Source organism: Sphingopyxis sp., from assembly GCF_025869345.1.
Lineage (GTDB): Bacteria > Pseudomonadota > Alphaproteobacteria > Sphingomonadales > Sphingomonadaceae > Sphingopyxis.
Genome location: NZ_JAOZVW010000090.1, coordinates 1 through 19,037, shown reverse-complemented (window position 1 = coordinate 19,037; position 19,037 = coordinate 1). Strand labels below are relative to the sequence as shown.

The window sequence follows — 19,037 nt, the reverse complement described above, 5'->3', positions numbered from 1 at the left end:
CGAAAGATGGGGAAAGTGAGGGCCGACGTTCTGCGCGTCAGAAGTCCACGTCTTCGTAATATTTCGGCGGGGTGATGATCTCCATCCGCTCGGCGAGGAGGGGGCGGAAGCTGGGGCGGGATTTGAGGCCCGAATACCAGCCCTTGGTCTGCTCGTGCCCGGTCCAGTCGATGCCGCCGAGATAGTCGGCGACAGAGATGTGCGCGGCGGCGGCCAGATCGGCGAGGCTCATCGTCGCGCCAGCGAGCCAGGTGCGGTGGTCGATCAGATAGTCGATATAGTCGAGATGCTGGTTCGCCGCCTTCATCGCCTCGCGCAGCGCCCCGCCATCGGGCGGCTGGCGGTGGACGATGCGCTTCTGCATCCGCTCGAAGAGCAAAGGCCCCGTGACTTCATAGTAAAAGTCCTGGTCGAACCAGGCGACGAGGCGGCGGATTTCGGCGCGGCTGGCGGCGGTGCCGTTGATCATCGCCTTGCCCTCGACCGTCTCCTCGAAATATTCGGCGATCGCGTTGCTGTCGATCAGCACCTGTCCGCGGCCCTGGTCGACCATGACCGGGGTGCGCCCCGCCGGGTTCAGGTCGACGAATTCGTCGCGGCGCTCCCACGGCGATTCGCGCACCAATTCATAGCCGACGCCCTTCTCGCCCAGCAAAAGCCGGATCTTGCGCGAAAAGGGACAGAGCGGGAATTGATAGAGTTGCCACATGGGCCCGGCATAGCGGTAGGGGGGCGCCGGGCGCAACGGCTATACGAATGACGGAAGGGAGAAACTCAGCGCCGCGAAGCGGCGCGTTCGCGTTCCCATTGCGCCGCAAGATCGCGGGCCATATCCTTGAGGACAGGGGCATAAGCCGCGAGCGCCGAGGCGGCGTGGCCGGCCATGCGGGTGCCGGCGCGGACGTCGTCGCCCATGCGCTCGGCATAATGGGGATCGCGTCCGGCGATGTCGCCCACCGTGGCGTCGGGCGGGATATAGGCGGCGTCGGATTCGGGATCGACGCGCGCGACGGCTTCGGCGAGCGGGCCGACCTTCATCTGCATCAGCGCGCCGACCAGCGCGGCGACGGTGTCGGCCATGCGGTCCTGCATCGCGGGGTCGTTGAGGGTCGCGACGGCGCGTCCGGCCGCAGGGTCGGCGGCGGCGGGCAGCGGTGCGAGAAGGGCCAGCAGGGGAAGGGCAGCGATGGTCAGGCGCACGGCTTCATCCTTTCGGGATGGGGAAAGCGAAGCGTGCCTATAGAGGGAAGACGCTTTCGCTGCGCTGAACGCGTGGGCGGGCTGCGACGACAGGAGGCGGAGGCGCGACAAATGTCTGACTTGCAAAAGGAATCATCGCTCTTGACCGCCGCCCGCGTTACCGATTTATGAGCTATTCGCTGCTATGACGGCGCGGCTTTCGCATCTGCGACCGGAATGAGACGATATGAGTGTTGCCGCGCTGGTCACGATAGATACCGAATTGTCCGCCGGGCGGCAGGCGAACGGCCTGCCGGTCGAGGAGAATCTGCGGCAATCGGTGCTGGGCGAAACGGCGGCGGGCGCGTTCGGCGTCGGCTGGCAGATGGACATATTCGACCGCCACGGGGTGCGCGGGGTCTTCTTCGTCGATCCGATGCCCGGCCTCGTCCATGGTCCGGAGATCGTCGCGCGGATGATCGAGCCGATCCTGGCGTGCGGGCACGAGGTGCAGCTTCACATCCATACCGAATGGCTGGAATGGGCGAAGGATTCGCCGGTCGAGGGACGGCGCGGGCGCAATATCGGCGATTTCTCGCTGCCCGACCAGATCGCGCTGCTCGGCTGGGCGCGCGACGCGCTGGTGCAGGCGGGTGCGCCCGCTCCGGTCGCCTTTCGCGCCGGGAATTTCGGCGCCGACGACCGCACGCTTGCCGCGCTCGATGCGCTGGGGCTGCGTTGGGACAGCAGCTTCAACCCCGATTATGCCGGACGCGGATGCGCGATCAGCCTGCCGGTGGTGGCGTCCGGCCCGGTGGCGGTCGGATCGCTGATCGAAATACCCGTTTCGGGCATCGAGGATCGCCCGGGCCATTTCCGCCCCGCGCAGGTCTGCGCGTTGTCGTCGCGCGAAATGAGCGCCGCGCTCGACCATGCCTGCGGGGCCGATGCGCCGCTGTTCATGATCGTCACGCACAGTTTCGAGATGCTTTCGCGCGACCGGCAGCGGCCCAACCGCATGGTGATGCGCCGTCTCGAATCGCTCTGCCGCCATATCGCGCGCGAACCGCGGATCGAATCGCGTGGCTTCGCGACGCTTGCGGCGCCGCAGACCGGCCGGGCGCCCGCGCCGCGGCTGGGGCCGAGCATGATGCGGACCGGGCTCCGCATGGCCGAACAGATGATCGGCACATGGCGCTACGAGCGCCGGCTTCGCCCGGCATGACCCGCGATCGGGGGCTGCCCCCGGCCATCGTCCTCGGCGTCGACAGCAGTATCGGGCTGACGGTGGTGCGCGAACTGGGCGCGCACGGCGTGCCGGTGATCGCGGCCGGGCGCTCGCGCTGGTCGATCGGTGGCCATTCGCGCTACGCGCGCCAGCATGTGCTGCGGCCTCAGGGCGCTGCGCTGGCCGACTGGCTGCCCGGTGTCGTTGCGGCGAGCGGGGCGGGGGCGGTGATCGCGATCAGCGAAGCCGATCTGCTCGAACTCGCCGACATGCCGCCCGCGATCGGCGATTGCCGGATCGCCAGTCCCCGGCACGAACAGCTCGACCTCGTGCTCGACAAGCTCAACACGCTGGCGCGGGCGCGCGAGACGGGAATCGAGGTTCCCGACACCTGGCAGCCGCTGGCGGACGAGGATTTCGCGGCGAAGGCGGCGGATATCGCCTATCCGGTGATCCTGAAATGGAGCGATCCGCCCGCGATGTGGGAGCGGCTGGAGGCGGCCGGTATCGCCTTCGAAAAGGCCGAGCGCGCCGATGGTGCCGAGGCGCTGGTCGCGATCCTGCGGCGCTATGATCCGCTCGGCGTCTACCCGCTCGTCCAGAGCTGGTGTCAGGGCTATGGCTTCGGCCAGATGCTGATGATGGAGGGCGGCCGGGCGACGCTGCGCTTTCAGCATGAGCGGCTGCGCGAATATCCCGCAAGCGGGGGCATATCGACGCTGTGCCGGTCGGTGCCGCTGTCCGATCATCGCGCGCAGATGGAAAAATCGGAGGCCTTGCTGCGCGCGATCGGGTGGGAAGGGCCCGCGATGGTCGAATATCGCCACGATGCGGCGAGCGGCCGCTATTGGCTGATGGAGGTCAACGGGCGATTGTGGGGCAGCCTGCCGCTTGCGAGCCAGAGCGGGGCGCATTTCGCCTTTGCCCTCTATCGCCGCCTCGTGGACGGCGTCGCGGGCCAATTGGCGTCGGGGTATCGCGACCATCGTGCCCGCTATGTGCTGCCCGACACCAAGCGACTGTTGGGTCAACTGCGGGCCAAAGAGCTGTCGGCGGCCGAAAAATTGCGCGAAATAGCCACCTATGCGGGCGATTTTTTCCGGTTCGACACCGGCTATTATGTCGCGAAACTCTCCGATCCGATGCCGACGCTGGCCGATCTGGCCGGGATCATCGCACGGCTTTTGGGAAGCGGGAGCTGAGCCTGGGGATCGCGCTGGCGATCCGCTGTAGACAGGTGCGCGTATAGGGATCGTTCAGCCGATAGGGGTCGTGCAGGTGCGGCAGGGCCGGGCGCGTGTAGAGGCCGAGCAACGTGCGCGGCAGGTGTGCGAGCCGTTCGTCGGCGGCGATCCAGCGAAGCTGGCGCGCCTCCATCGCGAGCAGCAGGTCGCCCGGCTGCGGCTGATAGGCCTCCTTCGCCGTGGCGCGGTGCCGGTCAAGGTCGATGCCCATCTCCCCTGCGATAGCGACGACCGGCGGGTGCGCCGGGGCGCCGTGCGAGGCGGAAAGGCCGAAGGACGCTGTGACGAGGCCCGCCTCGGCCCCCGCGACATCCGCGAAGGCGCTGCGGCAGATATTGCCGTGGCAGACGAAGACGAGCCGCCGCACCTCCGCCGCCTCGGGCGCGCGGACCGAAGCCAGCCGCAGCGCCGTCTCGCCATAGGAGAGCATCAGCCGCACGAGGCCGCGCGCGGTGCCGAAGCGGGCATCGATCCAGCCCGGGGGTTCGGGCGGGAACGGGGGGGGCGTTATCGCCATAGCCGTTCCAGCCCGGCGCGCAGCCGGTGGCGTTGTCCTTCGGTCACTTCGGCCACGGCCAGAATCACGATCGTCGCTCCCATCACGATAAAGGGCGTGCGCCATATCGGGGGCAGCAAGGCGCCGGACAAGGCGATCATCAGCAACATCGTCGGTTGATGCAACAGATAGAGGGTGAAGGACCGTCCCGCCAGCCAGCGGATCGGCTTCGCCGCCCCGTTCAGCGCGATCGCGAGTTCGGGGCCGAGATGCTTGGCCGCGATCAGGTTCACCGCGATGCTGAGGCCGAGCAGGCTGTCGCTGATGACGTAGCGTGACCAGGCAAGACCATTGCGCCAGAGATCGTGGCCAAGCCAGCCTTCCAGCCAGCCGCCCGTCAATCCCATGAGCCCGAACTGCGAATAGAGCAGCAGGCACAGGACCGGCTGACAGAACGCCGCCCACACCAGCCAGCGCGGCCAGCGCGCCGACCAGCGCTCGCTATAGGCCGCCCATCCCATCAACCAGATCGGGAACAGCAGCAATATCTTCGGCCCCGCGATCAGCGCGGGCACGAGGATCAGCCAGCGCCAGCGCCCCTTCAGATAGAAGATCGCAGCGAACAGCGCGTAATAGAAGACTTCATAGGCGATCGACCAATAGGGCGTGTTCGACAGCATCTGGACCGACACCCAGGATTCGTTGAGCATCGCCGCGCCGATCGCAACGCGGAGCGCCGCGGAGCCGTCGGTGACGAGCCCCTCATAGGGGGCAAGATCGATCCGGTGACCGATCGAATCGAACAGCCAGGTCAGCAGCAGCGCCGGGATCGCCACCGACCAGACGCGCGAGATGCGGCTGATCGCGAACAGCCGCAGCGTCGGGTCGTTCTTGCCCGCGGCATGGCGGATCACGAAACCCGACAGGACGAAGAAGATGACCACCGCCTCGTGCCCGAACGCGTTCCACCACCCCTCGGGCACGCCGCTTCCCGGCAGGCGGCCCAGATGGAAGGCGGCGACCTCCAGCGCGGCGATCAGACGCAAAGCGTCCAGATAAAGCGATTGTCCCCGTTCCACCCCAACCCCTTCTTTCCGGTCCTTTTTTCGCGCATAGGAGCGATGCGTCGCCAACATGTTAACGACGGCGCCCGCTTCGCTGGCAAGGGGATTGATGCGTAGGGGTGCGGTCTATTCCGCGGCGGCGACCTCCATCGCCTCATCGGTCAGCGGATGGGCGATACGGCTGAGCATTTCCTTCGGGCAGACCTGCCAGAAATGATCGCGCCAGCGGTCCCAGTCGGCGAGGATCTCGGCCGACCATTTGCTGCCGGTGGCGTGCGCATGATCGGCGACCATATCCTTGAGCATCGTTTCCCAGTGGCTGCTGGCGAGGCGCTGCCAGACGATCGATTCGCCGTTGGCGCGGCGTTCGAAGCTGGCGTCGGTGTCGAGGATGAAGGCCATGCCGCCGGTCATGCCCGCGCCGAAGTTCGATCCCACGGGGCCGAGGATCACCGCGGTGCCGCCGGTCATATATTCGCAGCCGTTGGCGCCGCAGCCCTCGACCACCACCTTTGCGCCCGAGTTGCGGACCGCGAAGCGCTCGCCGGCCTGACCCGCCGCGAGCAGGGTGCCCGCGGTAGCGCCATAGAGGACGGTGTTGCCGACGATGCTGTTGTGCTGGCTGACGAGCGGACTCGACACGGTCGGGCGCACGATGATGCGGCCGCCCGACAGGCCCTTGCCGACATAATCGTTGGCATCGCCGAACACTTCCAGCGTGATGCCGCTGCACAGGAAAGCGCCGAGCGACTGGCCCGCGGTGCCGCGCAGCCGCACCTGGACATGGCCGTCGGCGAGGCCGTTCATCCCGAAGCGCGCGGTGACCTCCGCCGACAGGCGGGTGCCGACGGCGCGGTGGGTGTTGCGGACGTTGTAGGTGAGCTGCATCCGCTCGCCGCGTTCGAACAAAGGCTTCGCGTCGCTCAATATCTGCGCGTCGAGGCTGTCGGGCACCGGGTTGCGGAAATTCGGCCCCTGCGAGCGGCGCTGGTCGTCGGGGGCGTCGACCTTGGCGAGGATCGGGTTGAGGTCGAGGTCGTCGAGATGCTCGGCGCCGCGGCTGACCTGACGCAAGAGCTCGGTGCGGCCGATCACCTCGTCGAGGCTGCGGCAGCCGAGCTTGGCGAGGATTTCGCGCACTTCCTCGGCGATGAAGGTCATCAGGTTGATGACCTTCTCCGGGCTGCCGGCGAACTTTGCGCGCAGTTTCTCGTCCTGCGTGCAGATGCCGACCGGGCAGGTGTTGCTGTGGCACTGGCGCACCATGATGCAGCCCATCGCGACGAGGCTGAGCGTGCCGATGCCATATTCCTCGGCGCCCAAAATGGCGGCGATGACGATGTCGCGGCCGGTCTTGAGCCCGCCGTCGGTGCGCAGGCGGATGCGGTGGCGGAGGCCATTGAGGGTGAGCACCTGATTGACTTCGGACAGGCCCATTTCCCAGGGGGTGCCGGCATATTTGATGCTGGTCTGGGGCGAAGCTCCGGTGCCGCCGGTGTTGCCCGAGACGAGGATCACGTCGGCGTGCGCCTTGGCGACGCCCGCCGCGACGGTGCCGATGCCCGCCGAGCTGACGAGTTTGACGCAGACGCGCGCCTTCGGGTTGATCTGCTTCAAATCGTAGATGAGCTGCGCCAGATCCTCGATCGAATAGATGTCGTGATGCGGCGGGGGCGAGATCAGCATCACGCCCGGCGTCGAGTGGCGCAGGCGGGCGATGAACTCGGTGACCTTGAATCCGGGAAGCTGGCCGCCCTCGCCGGGCTTGGCGCCCTGCGCGACCTTGATCTCGATCTCGTCGCAGGCGCCGAGATATTCGGCGGTGACGCCGAAGCGGCCCGACGCGATCTGCTTGATATTGCTGTTGGCGTTGTCGCCGTTGGCATAGGGGTGGTAGCGCTCGCTCGCCTCGCCGCCTTCGCCCGACACCGCCTTGGCGCCGATGCGGTTCATCGCGATCGCCAGCGTCTCGTGCGCCTCGGGCGATAGCGCGCCCAGCGACATGCCGGGGGTGACGAAGCGCTTGCGGATCTCGGTGATCGCCTCGACGCTGTCGAGCGCGACGCCCTGCGCCGGGAAGTTGAACTCCATCAGATCGCGCAGATAGACCGGCGGCAGGTCGGCGACGCCGCGCGCGAACTGGAGGTAGGTCGAATAGCTGTCGGTCGCGACCGCGGTCTGGAGCAGGTGCATGAGCTGCGCCGAATAGGCGTGCGCCTCGCCGCCCGCGCGGTGGCGGTAGAAGCCGCCGACCGGCAGGGTGGTGACGCGGGCGTCGAATGCGGCCTCATGCTTCTCGGTCGCGTTGATGAACAGCGACTGATAGCCCTCGCCCGAAATCTTCGCGGGCATGCCGGGGAAGAGGTCGTTGACGAGCGCGCGGCTGAGGCCGACCGCTTCGAAATTATAGCCGCCGCGATAAGAGGAGACCACCGCGATCCCCATCTTCGCCATGATCTTGAGCAGGCCGTCGTCGATCGCCTTGCGATAGCGCAGGTGGCAGTCGCCCAGCGACAGGTCGCCGCCGAACAGGCCGCGCGCGTGGCGATCGGCGATCGCGGCTTCGGCGAGATAGGCGTGGACGGTCGTCGCGCCGACTCCGATCAGCACCGCGAAGGCGTGGGTGTCGAGCACTTCGGCCGAGCGGACGTTGATCGAGGCATAGCTGCGCAGGCCCTTGCGGACGAGATGGGTGTGGACCGCGGCGGCGGCGAGCACCATCGCGACCCCGACGCGGTCTTCGCCGATCTTCTGGTCGGACAGGAACAATTCGCTGCGCCCGGCGCGCACCGCATCCTCGGCCTCGCGGCGGATGCGCGCGATCGCTTCGCGGAGCGTCGCGGCGTCGCTGCCCGCGGCGAAGGTGCAGTCGATATCGGCGACGGCATCGCCGAAATAGGCGCGCAGCCGGTCCCAATCCTCACCGACGAGGACGGGGGAATCGATCACCAGGACGTGCGCGCTCTGCCCCTTTTCGTCGAGGATGTTGCCGAGGTTGGAGAAGCGCGTGTTGAGGCTCATCACATGCCGTTCGCGCAGACTGTCGATCGGCGGGTTGGTGACCTGGCTGAAATTCTGGCGGAAGAATTGCGCGACGTGGCGCGGCTTGTCGGAGATGACCGCGAGCGGCGTGTCGTCGCCCATCGATCCGATCGCTTCCTTCGCATCCTCGACCATCGGCGACAGGATGAGCTCCATATCCTCCATGGTCAGCCCCGCCGCGACCTGGCGGCGCAGCAGTTCGGCGCGGTCCCACGGCTCGAGCGTCGCCTTGCCGCCCTTCGGCAGGTCGGCCATGGTGCGGAAGCCCTTGACGCGCGCGGCATAGTCGGCGTCGCCCGCGATCTTGTCCTTGATCGCGCGATCCTCGTAGAGCGTGCCCTCGTCGAGGTCGACCGCGATCATCTGGCCGGGACCGAGGCGTCCTTTCTTGCGGACGCTCGCCTCGGGCAGCAGCACCATGCCGCTTTCGGAGCCGACGACGAGCAGATTGTCGGCGGTCAGCGTGTAGCGCAGCGGGCGGAGCGCGTTGCGATCCATCCCCGCGACCGCCCAGCGGCCGTCGGTCATCGCGAGCGCGGCGGGGCCGTCCCATGCCTCCATCACGCTGGCGAGGTAGCTGTACATCGCCTTGTGCGCGTCGGGGATGTCGTCGTCGTGGCCCCAGGCCTCGGGGACGAGGATCAGCTTCGCGGTCGGCGCGTCGCGCCCGGCGCGGCACAAAGTCTCGAACGCCGCGTCGAGCGCCGCGGTGTCGGATGCGCCCGCCGGGATCACCGGCTTGATGTCCTCCGAATGCTCGCCGAAGGCGAGGCTCGCCATCTTGATCTCGTGGCTCTTCATCCAGTTCTTGTTGCCGCGGATCGTGTTGATCTCGCCATTGTGGGCGAGGCAGCGGAAGGGCTGGGCGAGCCACCATTGCGGGAAAGTGTTGGTCGAATAGCGCTGATGAAAGATCGCGACCCGGCTCTCGAACAGCTTGTTCGTAAGGTCGGGATAGAAATCCGCGAGGCTCTCGGCGAGGAACAGCCCCTTGTAGATGATCGAGCGCGCCGACAGGCTGCAGACGTAGAAGTCATGGATCTGCGCCGCGATCACCTTTTTCTCGATGCGGCGGCGGACGAGATAGAGCTGCTTTTCGAACTCGGCGACCGACTGCTCGTCGGGCAGCGGCCCGGCGATCATGATCTGCTCGATCTCGGGCCGCGTCTGCTGCGCCTTGTCGCCGATCACCGACACGTCGACGGGCACCTGGCGCCAGCCATAGATGGTGAAGCCCGCGTCGATGATCTCGGCCTCGACGATCGTGCGGCACTCCTCCTGCGCGCCGAGGTCGGTGCGCGGCAGGAAGACCATGCCGACGGCGAGGCGGTTCGGGCGCACCTTGTGCCCCGAGGCCGCGATCGCATCGTCGAAGAAGCGGACCGGCAGGTCGACATGGATTCCCGCCCCATCCCCGGTCTTGCCGTCGGCATCGACCGCGCCGCGGTGCCAGACGGCACGCAGCGCCTCGATCGCCGCCTCGACGACGCGGCGCGACGGCTTGCCGTCGGTCGCCGCGACCAGCCCGACGCCGCAGGCATCGGATTCGAGGTCGGGGCGATACATGCCGCTTTCGGCGAGCCGCGCGTGATCGGGGGTGGGGTAGTGGGTCATGTCGGTTTCCTGCCGGCCGTGGCCGTGATTCAAGTGGATGGCGTCTTCTTGCGGGCGTTGGCGACCGCCTCTTCCTGTGCGTCAAAGGCGGCCGACGAGGCGCTGTTCGCCGCTTCCTCGAGCTGCTCGACGCGCTGGCGGTCGGCCTCCGACCAATTGTCGCGGTTGTAGGCTGGGTCATCGACCGTCGCTTCGGCGGCATCGGCCGCGGCCTGCGCCGCATCCGCCGCCGCATCGGCATCGGCCGCGGCGGCGTCGGCCGCATCGGCCGCCGCATCGACCGCTTCGGTGGCCTCGGTCGTTTCCTCGGCCAGGGTGTCCCATTGGTCGCGATGTTCCTTCAGCTCCTTGACGCTGACCTTCATCAGCTTGGCGAGCTTCGCGAGTTCGGCGTCGCTGAGGTCGGCGAGCTGCTTTTCCTTGGGCAGATCCTTGAACTGACCCTCGATCTCGGGGCCCCGGTCGATGAACTTGTTCACCAGCGGCGGCACCGCCTTGATCATCGCCAGCATGACTTCGGGATCGGCCTGCAAGGCCATCCATTCGGATGCGAAGGCGGTGCCTGCGGGGGTGGCGAAGAAGCCGTTCATCTGGGTGAGCTGGTCGCTGCTGAACTTTCGCGCATAGGCGTGCGCCATGCCGTCGCGCATCGGCGCTTCCAGGTCGTGCAGCGCTTCGCTGATCTGCGGCTTGATGATATTGGTGATCTGGTCCTCGCGCTGCTGGCGCCAGGGATCGAACATATCGGCGACCGCGGCCTTGCTCTTGTCATCGAGCGCGGCGATCTTGTCGCTTTCGACGCCGGTCTTGATCGACAGCGAGATGTCCGACATGCCGCCAAATTCGTCCATCAAGCCCTTGAAAAGTTTGCCATAGAGATTGTCGAGCATCTTTTCGAGGCTGCCCGCCGGGATCAGCGCGGCCGTCGTCTGCTGCGCGAGGGCGAGCTGCGCCGGGGCGACCGGCGGCAGCTTGTCGGTGCCGAAAATCTTTTCGATCATCGCGATCGCCGCGTCGATCTCCTTCTGCATCTTGGCCTTGGCGTCGGCGGCCATGGCCTCGTCGTTCATGCTGTGACCTTCATCGCCTTCGACGGCGGGGGCGGCGACGATTTCGGCTTCGGGGGCTTCCTCGGGCGCGGCGAAAGCCTGCACGGGCGCGAACGCCATCGCGCCGACGAGCAGCATGGTTTTCCAGGTCGACATGAGCAATTTTCCTTCCCTGTTGGTCATGCCGCCTTCTTTTCGCTTTTCGCTTTCGCTTTCAACCACTTTGCCATCTGATCGCTGACGTCGCGGCCGTCGCGGATGCCCCAGACGACCAGGCTGGCGCCGCGCACGATGTCGCCGGCCGCAAAGACGCCGGGCAGACTGGTCATCATCGTCTGGTGATCGACGCGCAGCGTGCCCCAGCGCGTGACGGACAGGTCGGGCGAGCCGAACAGGTGCGGCAGTTCCTCGGGATCGAAGCCGAGCGCCTTGATCACCATGTCGGCGGGCAGGTCGAAGCTGCGGCCCGGGTCGGGCTCGGGGCTGCGGCGGCCGCTCGCGTCGGGGGCGCCGAGGCGCATTCCCTGCGCCGCGACTTCTTTCACATGCGTGTCGGCGGTGAAGCTTTCAGGGGCCGACAGCCAGACGAATTCGACGCCTTCCTCTTCGGCATTGGCGACCTCGCGCTGCGAGCCCGGCATATTCTCGCGGTCGCGGCGATAGAGGCACTTCACCGACTTTGCGCCCTGACGCACCGCGGTGCGGACGCAGTCCATCGCGGTGTCGCCGCCGCCGATCACGACGACATGCTTGCCCTCGGCATTCAGGCGGCCGTCGTCGAAGGCGGGAACCTCGTCGCCGAAGCTCTTGCGGTTCGAGGCGATCAGATAGTCGAGCGCGGCGATCACGCCTTCGGCGCCGCTGCCCGGCACGTTGATCTCGCGCGCCTTGTAGACGCCGGTCGCGATCAGGATCGCGTCATGCTTTGCGCGCAGCTGATCGAGCGTCGCATCCTCGCCGACCGCGAAGCCGAGGTGAAAGCGGATGCCGCTTTCCTCCAGCCGCTCGATGCGGCGCATCACGACCTCCTTCTCCAGCTTGAAGCCGGGAATGCCATAGGTGAGCAGCCCGCCCGCGCGGTCGTGCCGGTCGTAGACATGCACCTCATGCCCCTGAACGCGGAGATATTCGGCGGCGGTGAGCCCCGCGGGGCCCGCGCCGACGATGCCCACCGACTGGCCGGTCGGCTTGCCCGCCCGGATCGGCTCGACCCAGCCTTCGGCCCAGGCGGTGTCGGTGATATATTTCTCGACGCTGCCGATCGTCACCGCGCCATGGCCCGAAAATTCGATCACGCAATTGCCTTCGCACAGGCGATCCTGCGGGCAGATGCGGCCGCAGATCTCGGGCATCGTCGAGGTCGCGTTGGAAAGCTCATAGGCCTCGCGCAGCCGGCCCTCGGCGGTCAGGCGCAGCCAGTCGGGAATATGATTGTGCAGCGGACAATGCACCGAGCAATAGGGCACGCCGCACTGCGAACAGCGTGAGGCCTGCGCGTCGGCGTCGGGCGCCGCGTAACGCTCGGCAATCTCGCGAAAGTCGCGCGCGCGCTCTTCGGGCGAGCGCTTGTCCGGATAGGATTGGTCACGCCCCACAAATTGGAGCATGCGTTCGGAAGCCATGCAGTATCCCCTTCGTTGGAAAGGGCGATGGCATGGCGCAAAACCGCCTGTCACGAGCAAAATTGCAATTAGGACATATTTACTGTCCTTAATTTGCTATCAGAACGTGCTTCCGATGGTGCTACGCAACAATATTTCGACAATTAGTATTGTTTCGGACCTATCTCGCGGCAAGCCACGCCAGCGCCGCCGTCCCGACGATGATTCGATACCAGGCGAAGGGGCCGAAGCCATAGCGGGTGACGACCGCCAGGAAGGCCTTGATCACCGCCCAGGCGACGACGAACGACACCAGCGCGCCGACCGCGATCAGCCCGATGTCATTGCGCGTGATCGCGTCGTGATGCTTGGCGAGCTGGAGCACGGTCGCGCCGGTCAGCGTCGGCAGCGCGAGGAAGAAGCTGAATTCGGCGGCGGTCTTGCGGTCGACGCCCAGTGCCATCGCGCCCATGATCGTCGCGCCCGAACGGCTGACGCCGGGGACCATCGCGAGGCACTGGACGATGCCGACGATGACCGACTGGCGCACCGATAGCGCCGCGACCCCGCCGCTCTCCTGTGGCTTCGCGAAGCGCTCGACGAGCAATATGCCGATGCCGCCGACGATCAGCGCCCAGGCGACGACGGTCGCATTCTCCAGCAGCGCCTCGATCTGGTCGCCGAAGGCGAGCCCGAGCACGACCGCGGGGATGAAGGCGAGCAGCAGGTTGCGCACGAAGGCGATGGCCTGCGGGTCGCGCCGGAAGAAACCGACCGCCATGTCCCAGAAGAGATGCCGGTAAAGGACGACGATCGCCAGGATCGCGCCCGGCTGGATCGCGATGTTGAACACCGCCCATTTCGATGCGTCATAGCCGAGCAGCTCGGTCGCGAGGATCAGGTGTCCGGTCGACGAGACGGGAAGAAATTCGGTCAGCCCCTCGACGATGCCGAGGATGATCGCGGTCAGCCAGATGCTCATGGGATTCCCATATCAAGATTGCAACGATGCGAAGGGCGCCCGACCTTCGCCGGACGCCCCTGTCCGTCGCCAGACCTACGGGGGGCAGGGCGATTTTGCCAGCGGCGATTTGATGCGGTGCGACCGTGCGGCGGTCAGGCGGCCTGCGCGAAGCGCCCGTGGCGGCGATACTGGACCAGCCAGCCGTCGGCGACCGCGTCGAGCGAGGTCGGGACGATGCCGAACGAACCGAGCCCGGCGGCGCCCTCCGCGACGACATTGTCGTGCTGCAGCATCAGCCACTGATCCTTGGTGATCGGCGCGCCCGGCGCCCAGCCGAAAGCGGTCGCGATCGCGCCCGACACCGCGTCGGGAAGCTCGACGAACAGCCGCTTGCGCCCCGTCGCCGCGGCGACCCAATGCTGGAGCGCCGCCATCGTCAGCACTTGCGGTCCGCCGAGCTCGAACGTCCGGCCCGCGGCCGTCTCATCGAGCGCCGCAACCACCGCATCGGCGACGTCGCCGACATAGACGGGCTGGAGCTTCGTCTGCGGCGCGATCACCGGGACGACCGGCGACAGGCGCATCAGCGCCGCGAAGCGATTGATGAAATGATCTTCGCGGCCGAACAGGATCGACGGGCGCAGAATCGCCGCCGCGGGGAAGCCGGCGCGCACCGCGGCCTCGCCGTCGCCCTTGCTGCGCGCATAGGCCGACGCGCCCTCGGGGTCGGCGCCGATCGCCGAGACATGGACGAGCGCGCGGACGCCCGCGGCTTTCGCCGCGGCGGCGACGTGCGCGGCACCGTCTGCCTGCACCGCCTTCATGTCATCGAAGCTGCCCGCGAGGTTGATCGCGGCATCGCTGCCCTGAACGGCGCGCGCGACGCTGGCGGCATCGCGGACGTCGGCGGCGACGAACTGCGTCTGGCCGAGTCCGCCGAGCGGCTTCAGGAACAACGCCTTGCGCGGCTCGCGCTCCGCCACGCGCACCCGCGCGCCGCGCGCGAGGAGCCGCTGCACGACATAACGGCCGAGGAAGCCGCTGCCGCCGAATACGGTGATCAACTGTCCGTCGAGCTTCTGCATGATGTCCGCCTGTATCCGATTCTCTAAAGCCGCCGGGGCGGCATCCAGGCGCTCCCCATGCCGCGAAGCGGCGCGGCGGGCAAGGGGCAGGGCGCCGGCACCGACGCGAAACTGCCGATCGCCGATAAAATATGCGTCAACAGGCCGAGCGCGGTTGACAAGCCGAGCCGAGCGCCGCTAAGCGCCCGCTCCTACCCCGTGCCCAGATGGCGGAATTGGTAGACGCACCAGCTTCAGGTGCTGGCGATCGCAAGGTCGTGGAGGTTCGAGTCCTCTTCTGGGCACCATTTGTTCTTCTCAAGACGTCCCGTGACGGTCGACAAAATGGCAGAAATATGCCATTTATAGGCCTCACCCATCCCGGGGCGTCTCAGGCGATTTCAGACCATCCGGGGCCGAATGGGGCCATGAAATGGGCCATCGATGGCACCACCGGATTTCATGGCACCACGACCCCGATTGGTCTCTTCGACAAGCGGCTCCTGGACCAGTCGAGGATTCGCCGTGCCGCTCAAAGACCTCCAGATCCGCAACCTCCGCCCCACGGACAAGATTTGCCAGCACGCCGATGAGCGGGGCCTCTATCTCGAGGTCCATCCGAACGGGTCCATGCTGTGGCGGTATAAGTATCGCTACTTCGGCAAGCAGAAGCGGCTGGCGCTGGGGCGCTATCCCGATGTCGGTCTGGCGGACGCCCGGCGTCGGCGTGATGAGGCGCGCCGAACCTTGGAGGCAGGGAGCGACCCGTTGGCCGAGCGTAAGCATGAGAAGCTGGTTGCGGCGTTCAAGGCGGCGAACAGCTTCGGCGACATCGCCAAGGAATATATCGACAAGATGGTCGCCGAGGGTCGGGCGGACACGACTACCACAAAGGCAAACTGGCTGCTGGAGCAATTGGAGCCGATCGCCACGCGGCCGGTCGCCGACCTGAAGCCGATCGACGTGCTCGCCGCGCTCAAGCGGCTCGAGGCGAAGGGTAAGCATGAGACGGCGCGACGGTGCCGCTCGTTCGCCAGCCGCATCTTCCGCTATGCGGTGGCGACCGGTCGCGGTGAGGCCGATCCGACCTCTCTTCTGCGCGGCGCCTTGGTCGCTCCAAAGGTCACCCACCACGCCGCAATCTTGGAACCGCAACAGGTGGGCGAATTGCTGCGAACGATCGATGCCTATTCCGGTCATACGGTGACACGGCTCGCAATGCAGATCGCACCACATGTGATGGCCCGGCCCGGAGAACTGAGGATGGCGAAGTGGCTGGAGTTCGATCTGGATGCCGCCGTCTGGAAAATCCCGGCAGAGCGCATGAAGATGCGTCGGCCGCACAGCGTTCCGCTGTCCCGGCAGGTGCTGACCTACCTTGAGGAGTTGCTGCCGCTTACCGGACCGGACGGTTTCGTGTTCCCGGCATTCCACACGTCGCTACGCCCGCTCAGCGAGAATACGATCAATCAGGCGTTTCGTCGCATGGGCTACGCGCAGGGGGAAGTGACCGCGCATGGATTGCGGACCACAGCGTCAACGCTTCTCAACGAAAGCGGAGAGTGGAGCGCCGATGCCATCGAGCGCTCCCTTGCTCACGTGGACGCGAATGCTATCCGCGGCATCTACAATCGCGGACGCTATTGGGACGAACGCGTCGCTATGCATCAATGGTGGAGCGACTATATGGATCAGCTGCGCGATGCAGCTAAGCCGAAAGAAGCAGCGCAAGTTATTGCTGCACCGATGCCTGCTGCGATGGCAGTGAGGCGCTGAAATGTGAAAGGTGTGATATCCCTTGCCGTTCGCGCCAAGCGGGTTCGAGACGGGCTACAGGCATTGCTGGTTTCCCTCCTCACGATAACCCACAGGATCGGCGATCCATTGATTGACGGCTGACTCACGCCAGCCCGCACCATGAATGCTTATCTTTATCTGGCGAGGAAACGTTCCTTGGCTGATCTTACGATACAATGTGGTGCGAGACAGGCCGGTTCGGATCATCACCGTTTTCAGGCGAATGATGCGCTCAGTCGATGGCACGGTCTGAATTCCATTGGCGGTATATTCAAGCATAAGACCTACTCCAACTTTTGCAGGTCCGCCCGCCAAGGCCCAATGAGTTTAATACAGTTTCCTTCGTAGGGGAAAGAGGCTTGACGCGCCGCCTTCGACATCTTCGTGCAGTCGCTCGATATTTTGTCCCATTGGGGCTCAACAAGGCTCATCTTGCACGATCGTGACCTGTTGTCGGTAAGACCGTGAGGGACAACTACCGCAGCCTAGCTGTGAGGGTAAATGTGGTCCAACGGCGTTGCCTCCGGATGGCGGTGCCAGAGCGTTTCACTGGTTGCCAAGTCATCCCGAGAGGCTCCCCAAGTCGGATTCGAACCCGCCGACCACAGAGTTAACAGTCCACGGCATTTTGTCGGACTGTCGGGGCCCTCCGAGCCCCCAAATCGCGTACTTCACGACGCTCCGACGATAACCAGAAACCCGATCAAAAGGCCCCGCACATGGAACACAGATTTGATATGTTCACCGCCATCATCTGGCAACCCGCATTGCCGGAAGACCCTGTCAGTACAGAGCTAGTGGGAGAGACCATTCGAACTTGCGTGACCGGCAGATTTTTTCCCGAGGACTGGATTTTCCGCGCTGATCTTGATCGCAAGATTCCGGCAAAAGCGACCCACCTATCGCGACAAAAGGATGTTGGGCTGAGTTGGCAGATTGAGGATGCAGCGGCTTCTCGGCCCCTTGCCGATGCTTCCGTGCAAGCACCCAGCGAGCATGGAGAGAGTTCGCCGAACATCGTACAATCCCAAGTGCTAGAGGAATATGCGGCGTTGAATGCTCAGATGTTCGCTGGAAGCTATGTGGACCTAGGAACCGCAAACGCATTGCCGGACCCGAGTTTGACGATGTTTTGCGATTCATGGGGCGCAACTCTCAGTTTCGAACACTGTTGGTAGATTTTGCCGACCGCCCCAATTTTGGTCCAGAAGACTGGGCACTTCTCGGCAGTTTTGATCTGGAAGTGCATTTCGTCAGGAAGAGGCGGATTTGGACAGAGGACGGGCACGCGACAAAAAGCACCACCAACTAGCGAACTGACATCACGAAGGCTGACTCTTCATCAGCCTGTCAATCTCGATTGTGCACCACGCTTCTGCTCATGGGTACGCCCCGCTTTTTCATGCGGGATACACAGGGAGACAAAGCATTGGCACGGCCAAGGAATACGACAAGTCGATATAAGCGAAACAGGAATGGTTCTGATGACAAGGCGCCTAGGAGAGCGGTCTTATATGCTCGGGTGTCAACACGCGATCAGGAGAGGGAAGGATATTCCATCCCCGCTCAGATCAAATTGCTGGAAGACTACGCCGCAGTCAATGGCCTGATGATCATGGGCAATTTCGTCGATGTGGAGACCGCCCGTAAGGCAGGTCGGACGGCGTTCGGCGAGATGCTCCGCGAGCTCCGACGGAACCCTGGCATCCGCGCCCTCCTCGTCGAGAAAACAGACAGGCTCTATCGCAACATCAAGGACTGGGCCACGATCGACGAGTTCGGCATCGAGGTGCATTTCGTGAAGGAGAATTTTGTCCTCTCCGACCAGTGCCGCTCCTCCGAAAAGTTCATGCACGGCATCAAGGTGCTGATGGCGAAAAGCTATATCGACAATCTGTCGGAAGAAGTTTCGAAGGGGATGTCGGAAAAGGCCAGGCAGGGAGAATGGCCTTCATACGCACCGATCGGCTACGAGAACGTCATTGGCTCTGACAGGCGGAAGACCGTCATCGTCGATCCGAAGACGGCGCCTCTCATATCCTTGTTGTTCGAGTGGTTTGCGAGCGGGACCCACTCCCTAGTCAGCGTCACCGAGCAAGCGCGCGCTGCCGGCTTGGTGGGCAGGAAGAGGGGGCAGCCAATTGGTGTTGGCACTGTCCACCGCGTCCTGCGCAACCGCTTTTATACGGGCACGTTCGAATGGGCTGGCGAAACATATAGTGGTATGCATGAGCCGCTGGTGACGGTTGCCCTTTGGCAAGCCGTGCAAGATATTCTCGACCGACGGGCGTCATCGCGACCTCGACCGGGCCGATGTCGGCCTCGACGCGGTCGAAGAGGGCGAGCATCGCCTCTTCGCTTCGGGCATCGGCGGGAAAGGCGCGCGCCTGATGCCCGTCGTCGCGGATCGACTGCGCGAGCGCTTCGAGCGCGTCGGTGTTGCGCTCGCGGCGGTTGACGCAGGCGGTGAGCCCTTCGGCGGCAAAGGCGCGCGCGATCGCGCCGCCCGTGGCGTCGCCGGCGCCGATGATAACGGCTGCGGACATAAACGAATCTCCTCTTGCGGACGATAGTAACTATGATAATCATAGTGACAAGGGATTTTTGGATATGAAGAGTAGGCCGATGATGTCGGGAACCGAAGTTTCGTCATTGCGAGCGCAGCGAAGCAATCCAGAGCGGCGTAAACCGCTCT

The 19,037-nt window shown here is 65.3% G+C and carries 14 protein-coding genes, 1 tRNA gene and 2 pseudogenes; 6 read left to right on the top strand and 11 right to left on the bottom strand.

Annotation, left to right across the window (positions count from 1 at the left end):
• Window positions 1–37 precede the first annotated feature (37 nt).
• Both OJI97_RS09745 and OJI97_RS09740 read right to left on the bottom strand, forming a co-directional pair.
• Window positions 38–709, bottom strand: coding sequence for a glutathione S-transferase family protein (locus tag OJI97_RS09745; RefSeq protein ID WP_287941026.1), 672 nt, complete (start codon window positions 707–709; stop codon window positions 38–40).
• Between the two features lie 65 nt (window positions 710–774).
• Window positions 775–1,200 (bottom strand): hypothetical protein, encoded by a 426-nt coding sequence (locus OJI97_RS09740; RefSeq protein WP_297663020.1) that lies wholly within the window; start codon window positions 1,198–1,200, stop codon window positions 775–777.
• Window positions 1,201–1,426: 226 nt separating this feature from the next.
• Between OJI97_RS09740 and OJI97_RS09735 the strand changes: the two genes are divergently transcribed.
• Both OJI97_RS09735 and OJI97_RS09730 read left to right on the top strand, forming a co-directional pair.
• Window positions 1,427–2,404 carry a hypothetical protein gene (locus OJI97_RS09735; RefSeq protein WP_297663018.1) on the top strand — a complete coding sequence of 326 codons (978 nt, stop codon included), beginning with the start codon at window positions 1,427–1,429 and terminating at the stop codon, window positions 2,402–2,404.
• Complete coding sequence (locus tag OJI97_RS09730) at window positions 2,401–3,609, top strand: carboxylate--amine ligase (protein ID WP_297663016.1); 1,209 nt, start codon at window positions 2,401–2,403, stop codon at window positions 3,607–3,609. Before OJI97_RS09735 ends, OJI97_RS09730 begins: the two co-directional genes overlap by 4 nt.
• On the opposite strand, the gene OJI97_RS09725 is transcribed toward OJI97_RS09730, so the two are convergent.
• From OJI97_RS09725 to OJI97_RS09695, 7 genes are all read right to left on the bottom strand, one after another.
• Window positions 3,578–4,168, bottom strand: a complete 591-nt coding sequence (locus tag OJI97_RS09725) for a phosphotyrosine protein phosphatase (protein WP_297663014.1) — start codon at window positions 4,166–4,168, stop codon at window positions 3,578–3,580. The genes OJI97_RS09730 and OJI97_RS09725 overlap by 32 nt on opposite strands.
• Complete coding sequence (locus OJI97_RS09720; protein WP_297663012.1) at window positions 4,159–5,226, bottom strand: acyltransferase; 1,068 nt, start codon at window positions 5,224–5,226, stop codon at window positions 4,159–4,161. The genes OJI97_RS09725 and OJI97_RS09720 overlap by 10 nt, the downstream gene beginning before the upstream one ends.
• 111 nt (window positions 5,227–5,337) lie before the next feature.
• Window positions 5,338–9,867 (bottom strand): glutamate synthase large subunit, encoded by a 4,530-nt coding sequence (gene gltB, locus OJI97_RS09715; protein WP_297663010.1) that lies wholly within the window; start codon window positions 9,865–9,867, stop codon window positions 5,338–5,340.
• Window positions 9,868–9,896: 29 nt separating this feature from the next.
• On the bottom strand, window positions 9,897–11,099 hold the full coding sequence (locus tag OJI97_RS09710) for a DUF2059 domain-containing protein (RefSeq protein ID WP_297663008.1): 1,203 nt from the start codon (window positions 11,097–11,099) through the stop codon (window positions 9,897–9,899).
• Window positions 11,096–12,538 carry an NAD(P)-dependent oxidoreductase gene (locus OJI97_RS09705; RefSeq protein ID WP_297663006.1) on the bottom strand — a complete coding sequence of 481 codons (1,443 nt, stop codon included), beginning with the start codon at window positions 12,536–12,538 and terminating at the stop codon, window positions 11,096–11,098. Before OJI97_RS09705 ends, OJI97_RS09710 begins: the two co-directional genes overlap by 4 nt.
• Window positions 12,539–12,698: 160 nt before the next feature.
• Window positions 12,699–13,499 (bottom strand): undecaprenyl-diphosphate phosphatase, encoded by an 801-nt coding sequence (locus OJI97_RS09700; protein ID WP_297663005.1) that lies wholly within the window; start codon window positions 13,497–13,499, stop codon window positions 12,699–12,701.
• Between the two features lie 134 nt (window positions 13,500–13,633).
• Window positions 13,634–14,566, bottom strand: a complete 933-nt coding sequence (locus OJI97_RS09695; protein ID WP_297663003.1) for a complex I NDUFA9 subunit family protein — start codon at window positions 14,564–14,566, stop codon at window positions 13,634–13,636.
• A gap of 200 nt (window positions 14,567–14,766) precedes the next feature.
• Here OJI97_RS09695 and OJI97_RS09690 point away from each other — a divergent pair.
• Together OJI97_RS09690 and OJI97_RS09685 are read left to right on the top strand one after the other, a co-directional pair.
• Window positions 14,767–14,853: transfer RNA gene (locus tag OJI97_RS09690), tRNA-Leu, on the top strand.
• Between the two features lie 217 nt (window positions 14,854–15,070).
• The gene (locus OJI97_RS09685) at window positions 15,071–16,321 is read left to right on the top strand and encodes an integrase arm-type DNA-binding domain-containing protein (protein WP_297663002.1); all 1,251 of its coding nucleotides are present in this window, start codon (window positions 15,071–15,073) and stop codon (window positions 16,319–16,321) included.
• Window positions 16,322–16,375: 54 nt separating this feature from the next.
• Here the strand turns inward: OJI97_RS09685 and OJI97_RS09680 are convergent, their stop codons facing one another.
• A complete protein-coding gene (locus OJI97_RS09680; RefSeq protein ID WP_297663057.1) occupies window positions 16,376–16,588 on the bottom strand; it encodes an AlpA family transcriptional regulator in 213 nt (70 codons plus the stop codon).
• Between the two features lie 473 nt (window positions 16,589–17,061).
• On the opposite strand from OJI97_RS09680, the gene OJI97_RS09675 reads away from it, so the two are divergent.
• Together OJI97_RS09675 and OJI97_RS09670 are read left to right on the top strand one after the other, a co-directional pair.
• Window positions 17,062–17,520 (top strand): hypothetical protein, encoded by a 459-nt coding sequence (locus OJI97_RS09675; protein WP_297663001.1) that lies wholly within the window; start codon window positions 17,062–17,064, stop codon window positions 17,518–17,520.
• Between the two features lie 203 nt (window positions 17,521–17,723).
• Window positions 17,724–18,569 (top strand): annotated as a pseudogene (locus tag OJI97_RS09670) (recombinase family protein); the annotation flags it as partial.
• Between the two features lie 106 nt (window positions 18,570–18,675).
• On the opposite strand, the pseudogene OJI97_RS09665 reads toward OJI97_RS09670, so the two are convergent.
• Window positions 18,676–18,888, bottom strand: a pseudogene (locus OJI97_RS09665) (SDR family NAD(P)-dependent oxidoreductase); the annotation flags it as partial.
• Window positions 18,889–19,037 lie beyond the last annotated feature (149 nt).

What these genes read in the sequence shown, in the direction of transcription:
- OJI97_RS09700 (WP_297663005.1), bottom strand. Translation starts at nt 13,499, where the DNA reads ATGAGCATCTGGCTGACCGCGATCATCCTCGGCATCGTCGAGGGGCTG.
- OJI97_RS09705 (WP_297663006.1), bottom strand. Translation starts at nt 12,538, where the DNA reads ATGGCTTCCGAACGCATGCTCCAATTTGTGGGGCGTGACCAATCCTAT.
- gltB (WP_297663010.1), bottom strand. Translation starts at nt 9,867, where the DNA reads ATGACCCACTACCCCACCCCCGATCACGCGCGGCTCGCCGAAAGCGGC.
- OJI97_RS09735 (WP_297663018.1), top strand. Translation starts at nt 1,427, where the DNA reads ATGAGTGTTGCCGCGCTGGTCACGATAGATACCGAATTGTCCGCCGGG.
- OJI97_RS09695 (WP_297663003.1), bottom strand. Translation starts at nt 14,566, where the DNA reads ATGCAGAAGCTCGACGGACAGTTGATCACCGTATTCGGCGGCAGCGGC.
- OJI97_RS09725 (WP_297663014.1), bottom strand. Translation starts at nt 4,168, where the DNA reads ATGGCGATAACGCCCCCCCCGTTCCCGCCCGAACCCCCGGGCTGGATC.
- OJI97_RS09675 (WP_297663001.1), top strand. Translation starts at nt 17,062, where the DNA reads ATGGAACACAGATTTGATATGTTCACCGCCATCATCTGGCAACCCGCA.
- OJI97_RS09730 (WP_297663016.1), top strand. Translation starts at nt 2,401, where the DNA reads ATGACCCGCGATCGGGGGCTGCCCCCGGCCATCGTCCTCGGCGTCGAC.
- OJI97_RS09710 (WP_297663008.1), bottom strand. Translation starts at nt 11,099, where the DNA reads ATGACCAACAGGGAAGGAAAATTGCTCATGTCGACCTGGAAAACCATG.
- OJI97_RS09745 (WP_287941026.1), bottom strand. Translation starts at nt 709, where the DNA reads ATGTGGCAACTCTATCAATTCCCGCTCTGTCCCTTTTCGCGCAAGATC.